Annotated in this window: 17 protein-coding genes and 1 tRNA gene; 11 read left to right on the top strand and 7 right to left on the bottom strand. The window is 36.0% G+C overall.

The genetic code is table 11. From position 1 onward, the window contains the following. Positions 1-11 precede the first annotated feature (11 nt). The 5 genes from ES948_RS03345 to ES948_RS03325 are packed head-to-tail and all read left to right on the top strand — an operon-like array spanning position 12 to position 5,233. Positions 12-821: an ATP-binding protein gene (locus ES948_RS03345; protein WP_152183521.1), complete on the top strand. Its 810-nt coding sequence runs from the start codon at positions 12-14 to the stop codon at positions 819-821. Next, the gene (locus ES948_RS03340; RefSeq protein WP_152183520.1) at positions 814-1,701 is read left to right on the top strand and encodes a tetratricopeptide repeat protein; all 888 of its coding nucleotides are present in this window, start codon (positions 814-816) and stop codon (positions 1,699-1,701) included. The genes ES948_RS03345 and ES948_RS03340 overlap by 8 nt, the downstream gene beginning before the upstream one ends. Next, positions 1,698-2,243, top strand: a complete 546-nt coding sequence (locus ES948_RS03335; protein ID WP_152183519.1) for a hypothetical protein — start codon at positions 1,698-1,700, stop codon at positions 2,241-2,243. The genes ES948_RS03340 and ES948_RS03335 overlap by 4 nt, the downstream gene beginning before the upstream one ends. Positions 2,244-2,294: 51 nt before the next feature. Further along, positions 2,295-3,989, top strand: coding sequence for a GspE/PulE family protein (locus tag ES948_RS03330; protein ID WP_246153812.1), 1,695 nt, complete (start codon positions 2,295-2,297; stop codon positions 3,987-3,989). After that, positions 3,986-5,233 (top strand): type II secretion system F family protein, encoded by a 1,248-nt coding sequence (locus ES948_RS03325; RefSeq protein WP_152183517.1) that lies wholly within the window; start codon positions 3,986-3,988, stop codon positions 5,231-5,233. The genes ES948_RS03330 and ES948_RS03325 overlap by 4 nt, the downstream gene beginning before the upstream one ends. Positions 5,234-5,243: 10 nt before the next feature. On the opposite strand, the gene ES948_RS03320 is transcribed toward ES948_RS03325, so the two are convergent. Together ES948_RS03320 and ES948_RS03315 are read right to left on the bottom strand one after the other, a co-directional pair. Continuing rightward, positions 5,244-5,816: an IMPACT family protein gene (locus ES948_RS03320; protein WP_152183516.1), complete on the bottom strand. Its 573-nt coding sequence runs from the start codon at positions 5,814-5,816 to the stop codon at positions 5,244-5,246. Next, positions 5,816-6,526, bottom strand: coding sequence for a YebC/PmpR family DNA-binding transcriptional regulator (locus ES948_RS03315; protein WP_152183515.1), 711 nt, complete (start codon positions 6,524-6,526; stop codon positions 5,816-5,818). The genes ES948_RS03320 and ES948_RS03315 overlap by 1 nt, the downstream gene beginning before the upstream one ends. A 77-nt stretch (positions 6,527-6,603) precedes the next feature. On the opposite strand from ES948_RS03315, the gene ES948_RS03310 reads away from it, so the two are divergent. The 6 genes from ES948_RS03310 to ES948_RS03285 all read left to right on the top strand — a co-directional run bounded on the left by ES948_RS03310 (position 6,604) and on the right by ES948_RS03285 (position 11,196). Next, positions 6,604-7,068, top strand: coding sequence for a hypothetical protein (locus ES948_RS03310; RefSeq protein ID WP_152183514.1), 465 nt, complete (start codon positions 6,604-6,606; stop codon positions 7,066-7,068). Positions 7,069-7,072: 4 nt separating this feature from the next. Next, on the top strand, positions 7,073-8,338 hold the full coding sequence (locus ES948_RS03305) for an O-acetylhomoserine aminocarboxypropyltransferase/cysteine synthase family protein (RefSeq protein WP_152183513.1): 1,266 nt from the start codon (positions 7,073-7,075) through the stop codon (positions 8,336-8,338). A 64-nt stretch (positions 8,339-8,402) separates the two neighbouring features. After that, entirely contained in the window at positions 8,403-9,509 is a 1,107-nt protein-coding gene (metX, locus tag ES948_RS03300; RefSeq protein ID WP_152183512.1) for a homoserine O-acetyltransferase MetX, read from the top strand. Next, on the top strand, positions 9,502-9,687 hold the full coding sequence (gene xseB, locus ES948_RS03295) for an exodeoxyribonuclease VII small subunit (protein ID WP_152183511.1): 186 nt from the start codon (positions 9,502-9,504) through the stop codon (positions 9,685-9,687). Before metX ends, xseB begins: the two co-directional genes overlap by 8 nt. Position 9,688: 1 nt before the next feature. Next, positions 9,689-10,483, top strand: coding sequence for a carbon-nitrogen hydrolase family protein (locus ES948_RS03290; protein WP_152183510.1), 795 nt, complete (start codon positions 9,689-9,691; stop codon positions 10,481-10,483). 38 nt (positions 10,484-10,521) lie between these two features. Further along, positions 10,522-11,196: a HesA/MoeB/ThiF family protein gene (locus tag ES948_RS03285; RefSeq protein WP_152183509.1), complete on the top strand. Its 675-nt coding sequence runs from the start codon at positions 10,522-10,524 to the stop codon at positions 11,194-11,196. 28 nt (positions 11,197-11,224) lie between these two features. Here the strand turns inward: ES948_RS03285 and ES948_RS03280 are convergent. From ES948_RS03280 to rsmH, 5 genes are all read right to left on the bottom strand, one after another. Continuing rightward, a tRNA-Ile gene (locus tag ES948_RS03280) sits at positions 11,225-11,301 on the bottom strand. 63 nt (positions 11,302-11,364) lie between these two features. Then, positions 11,365-11,802, bottom strand: a complete 438-nt coding sequence (locus tag ES948_RS03275; protein WP_152183508.1) for a globin domain-containing protein — start codon at positions 11,800-11,802, stop codon at positions 11,365-11,367. 16 nt (positions 11,803-11,818) lie between these two features. Then, the gene (locus tag ES948_RS03270; protein WP_152183507.1) at positions 11,819-14,932 is read right to left on the bottom strand and encodes an efflux RND transporter permease subunit; all 3,114 of its coding nucleotides are present in this window, start codon (positions 14,930-14,932) and stop codon (positions 11,819-11,821) included. A 16-nt stretch (positions 14,933-14,948) separates the two neighbouring features. Continuing rightward, positions 14,949-15,227, bottom strand: a complete 279-nt coding sequence (locus tag ES948_RS03265; RefSeq protein ID WP_152183506.1) for a hypothetical protein — start codon at positions 15,225-15,227, stop codon at positions 14,949-14,951. An 11-nt stretch (positions 15,228-15,238) separates the two neighbouring features. Further along, complete coding sequence (gene rsmH / locus ES948_RS03260) at positions 15,239-16,162, bottom strand: 16S rRNA (cytosine(1402)-N(4))-methyltransferase RsmH (protein WP_152183505.1); 924 nt, start codon at positions 16,160-16,162, stop codon at positions 15,239-15,241. Positions 16,163-16,176: the final 14 nt, after the last annotated feature.

The following is a 16,176-nucleotide window of genomic DNA, read 5'->3' as shown; positions in this document are numbered from 1 at the left end:
AGGCATAATATATGAACAGTATCTTTGTAAATTCTAAAAATGTTTTCTTAGATACTGTAAATCCCAAAGATTATGTCCAGCTAGACAGAGTCTCAACAATCTACCAATCATTGAAAGACTCTATTAAAAAACCTTTGAAGATGATACTTCTTTATGGAAAACCAGGGACAGGAAAGAGCATGTTTTTAACAAAGCTCTCTCTTGACTTAGCAGATACACAAAATGTTTTTCTATATGATACCCCTATTTTGGATGAAAGTGAGTTTTATAAGACACTTGCACAAGATGTATTTGAAACCAAATATGCAGGAGAGTTGAACTTTACACAATTTATGAAAATTGTAAAAGATAAAAACCTGAATCAAGTTCCTGTTATTTTACTTGATGAAGCACAACTCTACTCTGAAGAACTGATGGAGAAAATTCGACTTTTATCAGATACAAGAACACTTAAATTTGTTATCGCTTTGCATAAGACAGAGAAAGAAGATCTTATTGCAAAAGAACATTTCCAAACAAGAATTTGGGAAACTATTGAGCTTGAAAACTCTTTGCCGACAGAACTAAAGATATATATACAAAAAAAACTGATGAAAGCAAACTGTTTTGATACAGCCAGCATGTTTAATTCAAAAGCTGTAAACAAAATTTATAAATTAACTCATGGAAACTATAGAGATACAAATAAACTCCTATACGGGCTTTTTGAAATCTATAGTACTTATGAAAAAAACAATCAGCTCTATTCTATAAAGACAAATCAAATTTCAACAAAACTTATAGAGATGGCAGCTATACATACAGGTTTGATAGATGCTTAATACACGAGAGTTAGAAAAACGTTGGCTAAAATATAAAATTAAAACATATATTCCACATGCCATTATTTTTGTCAGTATCATTGTTATTATGACGATTATATCAATCTTTGCCACCTCCAATACAGAAAAAACTCCAGTGATAGCGACAAAAACAGAAAAGCATGAAAAGAGAAAGATTGTAGCAATACAAAGTCTTCAAAAAGAACAAAATGTTTCTACGCAAAAAGAGATCGTCACAGCTCCAGTCCAAACAAACATACAACAAAATACTCAAGTACAAACAACGACTTTAACAGAAGATACAAAATTAACCCTCTCACCATCAATGAACTTTATGAGACGTATACAAAATGAAGAACAGCAACCGTACTATAAAGTCACATCTTCTGTAAAAAAGAGTACTAAAAAAAGAAAAAAAGTTGTTCAACAAGCTACTGTAGAAGAAGAGTATATGGATATAGAACAGAAAAGTCAAGTAAAGAAGAAAACAACAAACAAAGCACCTATTACAATAGTAAAAAAAGAACCAACTTCAAAACCTTATAAAAAACAAATCATCACGATTGAGAGAAGAGATTCACAAAACGACATCAAAGAAATCATTACGAGATTTAAGAAGAACAATAACCCTGCTTTAAGTCTTTTTGTTGCAAAAAAATATTATGAGCTTGGTAATTATGAACAAGCTTATAATTATGCACTTATAACAAATGCAATCAATAATGATATAGAAGACAGTTGGCTTATTTTCGCAAAATCTTTAGTCAAACTCAATAAAAGAGATATGGCTATTAAAACATTAAAAGAATATATTAAATATTCCCACTCCGGTAATGCAAAAATCTTACTTAATGATATACAATCAGGAAAATTCAAATGAGACTTTTTATAATTTTACTTTTTTTAGCAAATAGCTATGCAGGTGATGTTAAACAGGAGATGTTTGGACTCTATCAAAATAAAAAATATGCACAAGTCTGTAGCATGGGATTTGACAACTTTGGAAAATATAAACGTGATGAAGAGTTTGTCTCACTCTATGCTTTTGCATGTTTACATTCGGACTATATTGACAGACTTGCCGTACCAACAGCAGTTTTAAAATTTTCAGAAGAAGCACGTGCAAACTCAGCTTACTTTTCAGTAATTTTGATGCAAAAAAAACTACTCTACCACTCTTTAGTTGATGGTTATGAGCTCTCAAAGTTAAAGTTACCAACAACAGACTATGTTCTTTCAAAAGTGTTTGATCTTTACGCAAAACTAGGTAAACATGAAAAACGTACATTTTATCTTTTTGAAGATCCCAATGATAAAAAGCTTTCATACAAGCTTTATCTGGCAAAAGATTATAAAATTTCAAAAATGGTTATTGAAGAGTTTTATGATACAATGCTTTTAAAGAGACATATATACTGGTAAGGGAAAAAAGTGGATAGGATTACGACAGATTTACTTGCCAATGGTTCTATAATGAAAGGACAAGTAGACAGACTACTTGCAAAAGGAATCAGCGAAAATCTTATCTTACGTGATATAACCCTCTCTGGTTTTATGACAATGGACAGACTCATCCGTTATATTGTCCAACAGGTACGTAATGGTGTCTATAAACTCTCTATCATAGATGATTATGACTACATACCAGAAAGTGCAGTTCTGCAAAAACTAGCACAAGAGCTAGATTTGATGTTTGTAGACCTAGACTCCATTGATATGGACTACAATCTTACAGCAAATGTCCCTTTTGCACAGTTTCAGAAACATCATGCTATCCCAATCTCGCAAGATGAAATGAGTATCACTGTTGCATTTAATGACCCGCTTGATATTGATGCACAAGAAGCGATTCAAAGACTCTTTCCAAGAAAAATTCTTAAAATTGCTCTTGCTACAAGAAAACAGATTGAGACCTATCTTTATAAAATAAGTCTTAAAGACAGTGTAAAAGATTTGGTTCGTAAAATTCGTGAAGAGTTAAATTCTATCTCAACACTCGAAGAGCAACAGGAAGCTTCCTCTATTTTATTACTAATTGATGTAGTACTCAAAACCTGTATTAACGGGCGTGCAAGTGATATCCACATCGAACCGACTGAAAAAAACTGTGTAGTTCGTGGACGTGTTGATGGAAAGTTAACGGAGATGTTTATCTTTGAAAAAGATATCTACCCTCCTCTGGCATCACGATTGAAACTTTTAGCAAATCTTGATATCGCAGAAAAAAGAAAACCACAGGATGGACGTTTCTCTACTACAGTAGGATCACGTGAATATGATTTTCGTATCTCAACGCTGCCAATTCTTTATGGTGAATCAATTGTTATGCGTGTGCTCGATAAACAAAAAGCACTTGTAAGACTTGAAGATGCCGGTATGGATAGTGTCAGTTATCATAAACTGCTCAAAGGCCTGCAAGCTCCTTATGGTATCATACTGGTAACAGGACCTACCGGTTCTGGTAAAACAACAACGCTCTATGGTGCTCTCAATGAGCTGAGAAATGTAGAAGATAAAGTCATTACAGTTGAAGACCCTGTTGAGTATAGAATGAATCTTATCCAGCAGGTTCAGGTAAATGCAAAAGTAGGTCTCTCTTTTGCTGATGCACTTCGCTCTATTTTACGTCAAGACCCTGATAAGATCATGATCGGGGAGATTCGTGACCAGGAAACTTTAGAGATTGCGATCAAAGCAGCACTAACGGGTCACTTGGTTATTTCAACACTGCATACAAATGACTCAATATCAGCTATTCCTCGTATGGCCGATATGGGTATAGAACATTATTTAATTAGTGGTGCGCTTGTTGCTATACAGGCACAGAGACTTGTAAGAAAAATTTGTGTTCACTGTAAAGTAGAAGATGCCCTTTCAGCTTCTGTTTTGGAAGAGATAGAGGGTGTTGTACCAGAAGGTACAACCTTTTACAAAGGAAAAGGCTGTAAAGAGTGTGGTGGAACAGGTTATATGGGACGTGAAATGATTTGTGAGGTTTTAAATATCTCAGAAGAGCTTTCATCTTTGATAGCAAAAGGTGCATCAAAAGAAGCTATGCTTGTTCAAGCTATGAAAGAAGGCTTTATACCTATTTTCCAAAATGGTTTACAAAAAGCCATTGATGGTATTACAAGTATTGAAGAAATATTAAAGGTGGCAAAAGGATGAAGTATTTTTTAGTAACGGTTTTAACAAAAGGGAAAAAAGAGAAAATTGGCTTATATGCTGAAGATAAAAAAGAAGCTAATGGTTATGCAAAACTCAAACTTTCTGGAATTATCATTAAAGTAGAAGAAGCAGCTGAACCACTTGAAGACAAATTTCGAAGAATTAAAGCAGATCTTTTAAAGAATGTCAAAAAAAGAAAGATCAAACCAGATGCACTCATTGCTGCCATACGACAGTTAGCCGTTATGACAAATGCCGGTATATCCATCCATGATTCACTCAATGAAATAGCCAATGCCACAACTGATGATGCTTTAAAGACTGTTTTTTCCAAAATCGCAGATGATATCAACTCCGGACACTCCTTTTCATCAGCAATGGAAAATTTCCGATTTGAAGTTGGAAACTTAACAATTGCTATGATTCAACTTGGAGAAAAAACCGGTAACCTTGATGAAGCTCTCTATTCTCTTGCAGATATGCTCGAAGAGATTCGTGCCAATGTTATCAAGTTCAAAAAAGCGATGGCATATCCAAGAAATGTTATGATAGCAATGGCTATCGCATTTACAATTCTTATCTCTTATGTTGTACCACAGTTTAAATCAATCTTTGAAGAGCTCCATGCTGAACTACCACTGCCAACTATTATCCTTCTAAAACTAGAATATCTCTTTAATAACTTTGGACCGTATCTCTTAGCTGGACTTGCGGTCTTTTATGTTGTATTTAATTATCTCATTACCAACTATGAAGATATCCGATATAAATGGCATCAGTTCCTTTTACGAACCTATTTGATTAAAAACATTATCAAGTTCTCAACACTGAGCCGTTTTACACTTGTATTTTCCGAGTTGATTCGTGCCGGTATTCCAATTGCAGAAGCATTAGATACTGCTATTGATATGATCGACTCTCTTCCTTTAAAGAAAAAACTCCAATCTGTAATCATTACAGTTGAAAAAGGTGGCGCACTTAACAAAGGGCTTGAAGAGACTGGACTTTTTGAAAATATGATTATTCAAATGGTGCGTGCCGGTGAAGATAGTGGTACGCTAGATACAATGATAAAAAAAGTGGCTGAATATTATAAAATGCGTTTTGATGCCATCATCGATGGTCTTAGTGAAGCGATTGAACCAATTATGCTTCTTATCATTGCATCGATGGTTATCTTACTTGCTCTTGGTATCTTCTTACCAATGTGGGATATGGGGAATGCTGTTCAAGGAAGAAGATAAAGCAAAAAGCTTATCTAAGAGTTACGATCCTTGCAACTTTTGCAAGGAAAGTCTCTAGAGACTCCTTCACCCCTTTAATGGTATACACTACGTTTGTATCAAACTTTTTTTCAACTACAGTAATATTATTTGCTTCAATCTCATAATCTACTAAGCGGACGTCTCCATACTTAATCTCTATAATTTGAGTATTTTCTTCTCTATACTCAATCAGGTCCGCTTCACTTACAACAAGATTCACTGCATCACTATAGGCTCGAACTAATCCACCGGTACCGAGTTTTGTACCACCGAAATAGCGTACAATTATTACAGCTACATTAATTAACTCCTGCCCTTGCAGCACCATTAAAGATGGTTTACCCGAAGTTCCCTTTGGCTCTCCATCATCACTAGAGTGTTCTACGATTTGAGAATATTCATTCAAATATCTGTAAGCAGTTACAAAATGTCTTGCTTTTGGATGTTGTATTTTTAGTTGTTCAAGCGTTGTTTCATATATTTCGTAGGGAATAAGGTGAGCAATAAACTTCGATTGCTTCACCTCTAAAGTAGTGGTAAAATGTCCTTTGAGTGTTTGCATTATGCCAAGTTTGTATAAACTTTTTGCACATCCTCATCATCTTCAAGTCGCTCTAAAATCTTATCTACATCGGCTTGATCCTCTTCACTGATCTCTATTGGAGTATTTGCAATTCTCTCCAGTGTTGCTTTTGTGATCTCAACACCCAAGTTCTCTAAAGCTTCATTCATTGTACCAAATGCAGTATAATCAGCAGTTGCAAGAACAAGGCCCTCTTCTTCCTCAATCTCTTCCAGACCGGCATCAATGAGTTCAAGCTCTAACTCTTCTAAATCCATATCATCTTTTAAATTAAACTCAAAAATAGCCTTGCGTGAGAACATAAACTCGAGTGAGCCATTTGTCAGCATCTCACCACCATTTTTATTTAAAATACTTTTTACATTTGCAACGGTACGTGTGTTGTTATCTGTCGCACATTCGATAAAAAGAAGCACTCCGTGAGGAGCTTTGCCTTCAAAATTCACCTCTTTCATATCTGCACTATCTTTTGCAGCAGCTCTTTTTATCGCAGCATCAATATTGTCTTTTGGCATATTTTCCGCTTTTGCATTTAAAATCGCCGTACGGAGTTTAGGGTTTAGATCAGGGTCCATTCCACCCTCTTTTGCCGCCATTGTAATGACTTTTCCAAGTTTAGGAAACAGTTTAGACATTGCTCCCCATCTTTTTAATTTTGATGCTTTTCTATATTCAAACGCTCTACCCATAAAAATTCCTAGTTAATTTTTTTGCAATTATACCATTTTCAAAACTATAAGTGTATAATACAGCATGAGGAATACAGATGAAACTCTCTTTTAGAATCAAACACCATTTTTTCAGTGCATTTCGTGAAATATTTGTTCATCATCATGGCTCATTAGAGTTTCGTGCCAAAATATTTGCACTTGTAATTGCTGCAAATGAAAAACCAAAAGTTGAAAATTTTATTCTTGTAAAAGAGCTCGCTACAAAAATTTATGAGGGGGATGAGGACAGAGCAAATCTGCTACTCTTAACGACAAAAGAGCTTGTTGAAAAAGTAAAAAAACAGAACGCTTTAGATTTGGACCTACTCGTTGCTACTATACAAAAAGAGTTAAAGATTGTCCCACGATATGCAAAAAAGATAGATATTGAATCTCTTAAAAATTTTTTACTCTACAGTAATGATGAGGATACACTTGCATACCAAAAAAATATCTTAGAGTTTCTAGAAAAATTAAAAGAAGAGACACTTCACAGCAATAAATCAATAACGAAGGAATAAATGAATGGATTTACAAACACTGGCACTTCACGCAGGTTATGAAAAAGATACGCAAGGGACTATGGCAGTTCCAATTTACCAAACCACAGCTTATGAGTTTCGGGATGTAGAACACGCTGCAAATCTCTTTGCAATCAAAGAGCTTGGCAATATATATACACGTCTGAACAATCCGACAACTGATGTTTTTGAAAAACGTTTTGCCTCACTAGAAGGTGGAGAAGCAGCACTTGCAACTTCATCTGGAATGAGTGCAATATTTTATGCCTTCGTTAATGCTGCCCAAACCGGTGATAATATCATCTGTGCAAAACAACTCTATGGAGGAAGCCTTACGCAAGTAGCCCATACACTGAAACGTTTTGGCATAGAAGCACGTTTTTTTGATGTTCATAATCCTGAGGAAATTGAAGAGCTCATTGATGAAAAATCTAAAGTTATTTTCTTTGAAAGTTTGACAAACCCTAGTATCGATGTTGCAGACATTGAAGCACTTACTGCCATTGCCAACAAACATAATATCTTAACAGTAGTGGACAACACAGTAGCAACACCTGTACTTTGCCGTCCTTTTGAATATGGTGCGGACATCACTGTGCATAGCACATCAAAATACACAACAGGTCAAGGTCTTGCTCTCGGTGGTATTTTGGTTGAGAAAAAAGGTTTAAATGAGAAACTCAAAAACAATCCACGCTATGCACATTTCAATGAGCCAGATGCTTCCTACCATGGTCTTATCTATACAGAGACAGGACTACCTGCATTTACACTTCGAGCAAGACTCTCACTCCTGCGTGATTTAGGAGCAGTGGTCTCTCCATTTAATGCATGGCTCTTTATCCAAGGTATGGAGCATCTTTCCCTAAGAATGAGAGAACACTCACGTAACGCTTTGATGCTTGCAGAGTTTTTAGAATCACATCCAAAAGTTAAAAAAGTCAACTATCCTGGTCTTAAAAGTAATGCAAACTTCGAAAATGCCCAAAAATATTTTACAGATGGACTCTGTAGTGGGTTACTGAGTTTTGAAGTGGAAAGTTTAGAAGAAGCAGAAAAAATTGTCAATGCTACAAAACTTTACTCTCTTGTTGTAAACATTGGTGATTCAAAATCAATCATCACACACCCAGCATCAACAACACATCAGCAACTATCTCATGAAGAGCTAGTTGCGTGTGGTGTTCCTGAAGGGCTTATCCGTCTTTCTGTTGGCTTAGAGAGTGCCAAAGATTTGATAGATGACATTGCTCAGGCACTTGACGCCTAATATAGAGGTGGGCTTAAGCCATTTTTGCTAAAATGTCACTAATTATTTTAAGAGAGCAACCAATTTGTCATTAAACCTGCAAACATATACTGAACATTTTACCAATCCTCTCTATTTAGAGAGTGGACGTATCTTAGAGCCTTATGATATTAGCTATGAAACATATGGAGAGCTCAATGAAGATAAAAGTAATGTAGTAGTCGTTTGTCACGCTCTCACAGGAAGTCATCATGCTGCAGGTTTTTATGAAGGTGAAAATAAACCTGGCTGGTGGGATGGGCTTATCGGTCCAGGTAAAGCGATAGATACAGACAAATATTTTGTCATATGTTCCAATGTCATTGGAAGCTGTTTTGGTTCAACCGGACCTATGAGCCCTCAGTATCCACACCATGAACCATATCGTTACAGATTTCCTGTTGTCAGTATCAAAGATATGGTAAAAGCACAACGAATTTTATTTGACAGACTTGACATTCACAGAGTTCACGCAATTATTGGTGGAAGTATGGGCGGTATGCAAGCACTCCAATTTGCCATCCACTATCCGAACTTTTCAAATAAAATCATTGCAATGGCAGCAACACACGCAACACAACCTTGGGCTATCGCCTTTAATAAAGTAGCTCAAGAGGCTATTTTAAAAGATCCTGATTTCAAGCAAGGCTACTATGACCCTGACATTATAAAAGAACAGGGACTTGCCGGTATGGCAATTGGACGTATGGCAGGACATATCAGTTTTTTATCTCCTGAATCTATGCGTGAGAAGTTTGGAAGAGATTATAAACTGACAGATGGATTGTATGAACTTTTTGGTAAGTTTCAAGTAGAGTCATACTTAGAGTATAATGGCTACAACTTTACAAAATGGTTTGATCCGCTTACCTATCTCTACATTACAAAAGCCATTAATATCTATGATCTTTCACGCGGATTTGATTCTTTACATGAGGCACTCAAACGCATCACAGCAAAACTGCACCTCATTAGTTTTAAAAATGATATACTTTTTAAAAATTTTGAGATGCAAGAGATAGCAGATGAGCTCCAAGCAATCGGAAATGCGAACTATGACTACATCGATATTGAGAGTGACTACGGACATGATGCCTTTCTTGTTGAACTCGATAAGTTTGAAAACTATGTAAAGGAAGCACTCGATGGCTAAAGAGAACTTTGAAAAAAAACTGGAAAATGCCAAAAAAATTCTAGAGACTTTGATGAAACCGGAGATTACACTCCAAGAGAGTGTAAAAGCATATGAACAAGGTATGAAAGAGTTAAATGAAGCGCAAAAAATGCTTGAAGATGCAGTTATCAAAATCCAAGAGATAAAAGCCTCTTAAAATGCGTGCAGCTGTCTTACAACTTAGCTCTCAAGGTATGAGTTCAACAAAGCTCTACAACTATATCCGAATTGCAAATAAAAAAGGTGTCAAACTCCTACTTCTTGGAGAATATATTCTCAATCCTTTTTTTAAAGAGTTGCAAAATATGTCTTTAAGTATGATTAAAGAACAAGCCTCGCATCAGATAAAAATCCTCAAAGAACTCTCAGCAAACTACAGTATGACAATAGTAGCTCCTATTGTCATAGTTAAGAAGAAAAAAGTCTATAAAACCATTGCAAAGTTTGCACCTGCTTCTACCTCTTATTATGAACAACAGATTCTTATCAACTACTCTCACTGGAATGAAGAAAAGTTCTTTGCCAATGAGATAAAATCCTTACAGACACCTCTTGTCTTTAAGATTGATGGTTTCAAATTTGGCGTTATCAGTGGATTTGAACTCCACTTCGATGAAATCTTCCAAAAACTAAAGAACAAGAATATTGACTGTCTATTAGTTCCAAGTGTCTCTACTTTTGAATCATACGAACGCTGGAAAGCACTTGTCTCAACACGAGCTTTTACGCAAAACTACTATATTTTAAGAGCTAATAGAATTGGCGAGTATCAAGATAAAGAGTTGACATGGAACTTTTATGGAGACTCTATTTTGGTCTCTCCAAACGGAGAACTTCTCACACACTTAGGAAACAAAGAAGAGCTTATGATTGTCGATATGAACCACTCCGATGTTATAGCCTCACGCAGAACATGGGGATTTAAAGAAGCGATTAATAAAAGAGTGTTATAATCACTAAAATTTGATAAAACTCGATTAAAGGCTTCATCATGATGCAATATTTTCACCGTCAAGTCCAGCTCTGGGGAGAAGAGACACAACAATCACTGCAAGATAAAAAAATAGCTATCATTGGTTCAGGGGGACTTGGTTCTTCCCTTGCCTTTGCACTTGGAGCAACAGGAATCGGTGAAATTCATATGGTTGATTTTGATGAAGTCAGCCTGCATAACATCCACAGACAGATCGCTTTTAAAAGTGGTGATGAAGGAAAAAACAAAGCCCAAATAAACGCAAAAATCATTGAAGAACGCTGTCCCTATGCAAAAGCTATTGCTCATGAAATGAACTTTGAAGAGTGGAGCAAAAAAAATATAGAAGTCGACCTCATCATTGATGCGACAGATAATCTACCAACACGTGCAGAGATAAATGCTTATGCAAAAAAGAGACATCTCCCTTGGGTCTATGGCAGTGTTGAAGCTTTTCATGGCCAAGTAGCTTTTATCGAGGAGTCTTCATTCTCAGACTCTTTTAAAATCATCCAAAAAACACCAGCAGGAATTGCCGCTCCAATTGTTATGCATATTGCTTCACTACAAGCAAATTTGGCACTTCGCTATCTTGCTGGACTTAGTGTCAAAAAAGACCTGCTTTACTATCTCTTTTTCAATGATGAAGGTGAGCTAATTACACAAAAATTTGGACTTCCAAAAGCTGACTGATTTGTAAAATAATTAAAGGATTTTGAAGTGGTGGGTTCGCCGTGACTCGAACACGGGACCACTCCGTTATGAGCGGAGGGCTCTAACCAACTGAGCTACGAACCCACTTCTAAGAATAGGTCGAAATTATACATATCAGTTGCTTAGAAGTTGCTTTATTTCTGGGCTTTATTTGGTATTTACCATCCATAGAGAAAAGATATCCAAATATCCCCAAAATGATTGCAAAGAGGTCTCTGTAACACCCTCGTTCTGTAACTCTATTAAAAGAGGTTTATAGAGTGCAAGCCATATCTCTCTTGCTTTTGCATCAATAGCAAAAGGCGCATGACGACCAACCATTCGTGGAGCACCTCTATTGGTATTAAAATATGCCGGACCTCCACAAATCTGAATAAAAAAGTCTGCAGAATTTACTTTTGCCTGTTCAAACTCCGCATCATCCTGTGGAAATAGATGATAGATATCACTCTTTTTAATTGCATCATAATGTTTTGAAATCAGTTGCCTCAATCCATCTTCACCCACTTCAAGTAAAAATTCCGGTATTGGTTTTACAACAGGAGGTCTTACACCAAAAGCTGCATAACTTATCTCTAACTTCATATCTATTCCTAAAATTTTATTTTGGTGCTTTTATTTTATAGACAACTGCATAAAGCAGTGGTACATATAAAAGATTCAACACTGTTGCCCACGCAATTCCGTATCCTAGAGATACTGCCATCGGTTGAAGTATCTTTGCCTGACCTGAAGCAAAAAAGATAAGTGTCAAGAGTCCAAGCACTGTTGTAAGTGATGTTAACAAAATCGGTCTGAGTCTTGTTTGTGCACGACGCATCAACTCTTCTGTATCTTTTGCTCTTTTTATAAAGTCAACCATAATAAGTCCATCATTGACAACAACTCCGGCAAGTCCTACTATTCCGATAAGTCCCGGCATTGTAAGGTTCAGTCCCATAACCCAATGACCAACAAATACACCAAGAAGAACAAGTGGTATTGTACTGATTACAATTAAAGATTTCTTGATAGAATCAAACAACCACACAAGTGTAATAAAAATTAAAAAAATGGCAATAATTGCTGATTGCATCATCTCTTTTTTATTTTTATTATTCTCCTTCTCTTCTCCTTTTATCTCAACTAAAAGCCCCTCTTTTTTAAATTCCTGAAGCATTGGCTCTATTTTTTGCATAAGCTCTGAAGATGTAATAATTTTTTTATCAATCGAAGCATAAAGACTTCGAATGCGTTTTCCATCCTCTTTTTTCAGTGTTACATAACTCTGCTTATACTCAAAATCACATATATCTTTCAGTCGGACATACTGCTTTGATGATGGTACTTGCAACTCCAAAGCATTGAGTGAATGGATATTATTGTCTAAATCACTCTCAATACGAATACGAATAAGTCCGGAGTTGTTAAAGAGTTTTCCATACTCTCCTTTAAGATAATAAGCACGCAGTATATTTGATACGACTCCCTCATTAAATCCTAGCTCCTGACCATATCTGTTTACACGCAGTTTCAACTCTTTTTCCCCAAGGGTTGCATCATCTGAAATGTTAAATACACCCTCGATTGAACCTAGTTTCTCTTCTAAAGACTTCAGATACCCAACTACATTTTTTCCATCTTTGGAACTGAGACCTATCTCCACATCATGTGCAATTACACCGGCACCAGGAACTTTAACAACTAGCTCTTCAAAAAGTTTCTCTCCTTTTTCATCCTTGGCCGCACGCAGACTGACAAGTGCTTTTTTTATTCCTTTGGCTATCTCTTTTGCATCAACTGTTCTTGTTTTTATCTTTGCATCATATTCAATGGAGAGATAGGGACTGATATATTTGTCAAAAAAGTTCTCCGGTGCTCTTTCATGTAGATCAACAAAGATATGAAACATATTTTCACCCAACTCCGCTCTGTTTTTAGCATCCATTTTAAAGCCAATAACAGAGGTAACGGATGAAACATTTTCATTATCAATCTGCTTCATAATGATATTTTCTAATTTTGTAACAACTTTTTCGGTATCTTTTAACTCATTGTTGATATTGACTTTTCCATAGACATAGACCTGGGTATTATCAAAATCAGGAAAAAGTTGAAACTTCGCATGTTTTATCATGATAAACTCAAATCCAAGTATAAAAAAGCTTATCAGCAGTAGTGAGACAAGTTTTCTTTTAAAGAAAAAATGGAGCCCCTTACTGTACCATACATACATTTTATCCCAGAAAACTTTTGTAAAACTCCCTTTTTTGGAAACCTTTAAAAAGTCATGTGCGTGCAGCGGTAAAAAGTAAAACGCTTCAAAAAGAGATGAGAGCAGTAAAACCGTAATCATAATGGGAATAATTTTAATGAACATTCCCATCTCTCCAGTCATTAAAAGCATCGGCAAGAAGGCAAAAACAGTTGTCAGTGTTGCAGTGAGCACTGCAGGAAACATCTCTGCCGCACCGTTAATAACAGCCTCTTTTCTCTCCATACCCTCTTCTAAGTGCCTGTAGATATTTTCTGCAACAACGATGGCTTCATCCACGAGCATTCCAAGTGCAATAAGTGCGCCTAAAAGTGAGAGCATATTAAGAGAATCTCCCAAAATCTCTGTTACGATGAGTCCTATCATAAAACTCACAGGAATTCCAAGAGCTACAACAAAAGCAATCCCACGGTTGATAAAAATCAACATCGCCAAAAAGACAAGCATCAATCCAAAAGCGATGTTTGAAAAGACCACATTCAAACGATTTTTAATCCATACAGATGTATCTGTATAGATATTAAAATTTAATTTTGGATGCTTCTGTTTTTGTTCTTTTAAAAGTTCACGTATCTCTTTTACCAGTGCGATTGCATTCCCGTTTTTACTTTTTGTAACATTGATGGAAACATTTCTTACACCATTATAGTGAGAAAGCTCTACCTCATCGCTCAGTTTAAAGGCTACATCTGCGATATCGCCTATTCGCAGTTTAATATTGCCTACATGAATGATAGTATCTGCAATCTTCTCTTTGGTCTTTTCACCGTTATAGGTTGAAATATAGAGATGGTGTGCTTTTTGTTTGATTGTCCCTATTGGAAAAATTGAGCTGATATTGCTGATAGCTGAAACCACTTGTGTAGTACTGAGTCCATAAGCCTGCATCTTTTGATAATTTAGTGAGATATCAAGCTCTTCATCCGCATCACCACGAATCGTTATATCACTCAAATCTTTAAATTTTGCAAGCTCACTCTTTAGCTCATCTGCACGTTCTAAGAGTTCCTCTTTTGAAACATCTCCTGAGAGTGCTATGAGAACCAAAGGAAAAGCATGTGTCTTTATCTTGGCAACCGGTTCATTCATATCTGCCGGTAGATCTTTTTTTACACTGCTTACAACATCTTTTACATCATTGAGTACAAGTATATTGTCTGAGCCGTTTTTGATCTCCGCACTGATGATAAATGAACCATTTTTAATGCTACTTTTTATCTCTTCAAGTTCATCAATGTTTTGCAGATCATCTTCAATGCTCTGCACTACCATCTTATCCAAAATATCTGCAGATGTTCCCGCATAACCACCTTTAATAGTGATTTTATCCATATTCATCGGCGGAAAGATCTCTTTTGGAATATTGATATATGCAAATATGGAAAGCATAAAAATGAAGATCAAAAGTATGTGGTTTAAAAGTGGTTTTTCAATGGCAAACTCTATAAACTTACGAATCAATATTTTTCCTTAAAATTTAAAAAAGTGTATCTAGTATCTGATTTTTGAACTTGATGGACTCTACAGAAGCACTAATCAGCCTGTTTTCTTCTTTGAGTGTTTCATACTCGATTTTTAGTTTCGCTATCTCTCTACTTTTATAGTATATCTGCTGTGTGATATATATCTTTGGAAAAGCGAACATTGCAACAAACAAAAGTGAAAAGACAATGTACAAAAAGTAGTTAAAATCAAGGCTTTTTTTATTTGTTATTACTGAATCTACTTCATCTAAAAGTTCATGCTTCTCACTCACCTGCTCCTCCTTTATAAATTTGTCTCAAATACTCGCATTTTTGCACTTCTGCTTCGTGCATTTGCTTTGAGTTCATCATCTTGCGCCATAATCGGCTTCTTTGTAAGAATACGTCCTAACTGATGGTTGCTTCCACAGGTACATCGAATAGCTTCCGGTGGACATATACAAGACTTTGCCCACTTCGAAAACTCTTTTTTAACAATTCTATCCTCTAAAGAGTGAAAAGAGATAATTGCAATCTTTGCATTTGGCAACTTTGCCTCTTCTATGCTTTGCAGAAGTGATTTTAGCTCTCCTAGTTCATCATTGACTTCGATGCGAATAGCCTGCATCAAAAGTGTTGCAGGATGAATCTTTTTACCTCGAGGCATAAAAGGTTTGAGTTTTTCACTGAGCTCTTTTGCAGAGTTAAAAGGACGGTTATTAACTATCTCAGATGCAATCTTTTTAAAGTTACGCAGCTCTCCATACTCTAAAAGTATTCTCTCCAACTCTGATTTTGCATATCTATTGACAACATCTGCAGCACTTAAAGCTGCTTCTTTATCCATACGCATATCAAGATTCTCACTCTCATAAGAAAATCCTCGATCTTTTTGATCAAGCTGCAGAGATGAAACACCTATATCTGCTAACAGACCTTTTATCTCTCCTGCATCAACCTCACGCAGAATATCTTTGATGACATTCGAAAATCGTCCTTTGCGTATCGCGACTCTGTCACCATACTTCTCTAAACGCTTGCGTGAGAACTCTATGGCTGTCTGGTCCTGATCGATTGCAATGAGCTTGATATTTGGGTTTGCATCAAGAATCATTGAAGAGTGACCGCCATATCCCATTGTGCAATCAATGACTATTCCCTCATTTATATCTTTAAAAGTTTCAACTACTTCTCTGTATAAAACCGGAATATGTGGAATATTTTGCAAAAGTCACCCTAAAC

This window comes from Sulfurimonas indica (genome assembly GCF_009192995.1).
GTDB classification, from domain to species: Bacteria; Campylobacterota; Campylobacteria; order Campylobacterales; family Sulfurimonadaceae; genus Sulfurimonas; species Sulfurimonas indica.
The sequence above is the reverse complement of the archived record's forward strand: the minus strand, read 5'-3'. Positions and strand labels throughout refer to the sequence as shown.

Excerpts from the sequence above, each read along its gene's own strand:
- ES948_RS03345 (WP_152183521.1), top strand. The coding sequence starts at position 12 with ATGAACAGTATCTTTGTAAATTCTAAAAATGTTTTCTTAGATACTGTA.
- ES948_RS03340 (WP_152183520.1), top strand. The coding sequence starts at position 814 with ATGCTTAATACACGAGAGTTAGAAAAACGTTGGCTAAAATATAAAATT.
- ES948_RS03335 (WP_152183519.1), top strand. The coding sequence starts at position 1,698 with ATGAGACTTTTTATAATTTTACTTTTTTTAGCAAATAGCTATGCAGGT.
- ES948_RS03330 (WP_246153812.1), top strand. The coding sequence starts at position 2,295 with ATGAAAGGACAAGTAGACAGACTACTTGCAAAAGGAATCAGCGAAAAT.
- ES948_RS03325 (WP_152183517.1), top strand. The coding sequence starts at position 3,986 with ATGAAGTATTTTTTAGTAACGGTTTTAACAAAAGGGAAAAAAGAGAAA.
- ES948_RS03320 (WP_152183516.1), bottom strand. The coding sequence starts at position 5,816 with ATGCAAACACTCAAAGGACATTTTACCACTACTTTAGAGGTGAAGCAA.
- ES948_RS03315 (WP_152183515.1), bottom strand. The coding sequence starts at position 6,526 with ATGGGTAGAGCGTTTGAATATAGAAAAGCATCAAAATTAAAAAGATGG.
- ES948_RS03310 (WP_152183514.1), top strand. The coding sequence starts at position 6,604 with ATGAAACTCTCTTTTAGAATCAAACACCATTTTTTCAGTGCATTTCGT.
- ES948_RS03305 (WP_152183513.1), top strand. The coding sequence starts at position 7,073 with ATGGATTTACAAACACTGGCACTTCACGCAGGTTATGAAAAAGATACG.
- xseB (WP_152183511.1), top strand. The coding sequence starts at position 9,502 with ATGGCTAAAGAGAACTTTGAAAAAAAACTGGAAAATGCCAAAAAAATT.
- ES948_RS03290 (WP_152183510.1), top strand. The coding sequence starts at position 9,689 with ATGCGTGCAGCTGTCTTACAACTTAGCTCTCAAGGTATGAGTTCAACA.
- ES948_RS03285 (WP_152183509.1), top strand. The coding sequence starts at position 10,522 with ATGATGCAATATTTTCACCGTCAAGTCCAGCTCTGGGGAGAAGAGACA.
- ES948_RS03275 (WP_152183508.1), bottom strand. The coding sequence starts at position 11,802 with ATGAAGTTAGAGATAAGTTATGCAGCTTTTGGTGTAAGACCTCCTGTT.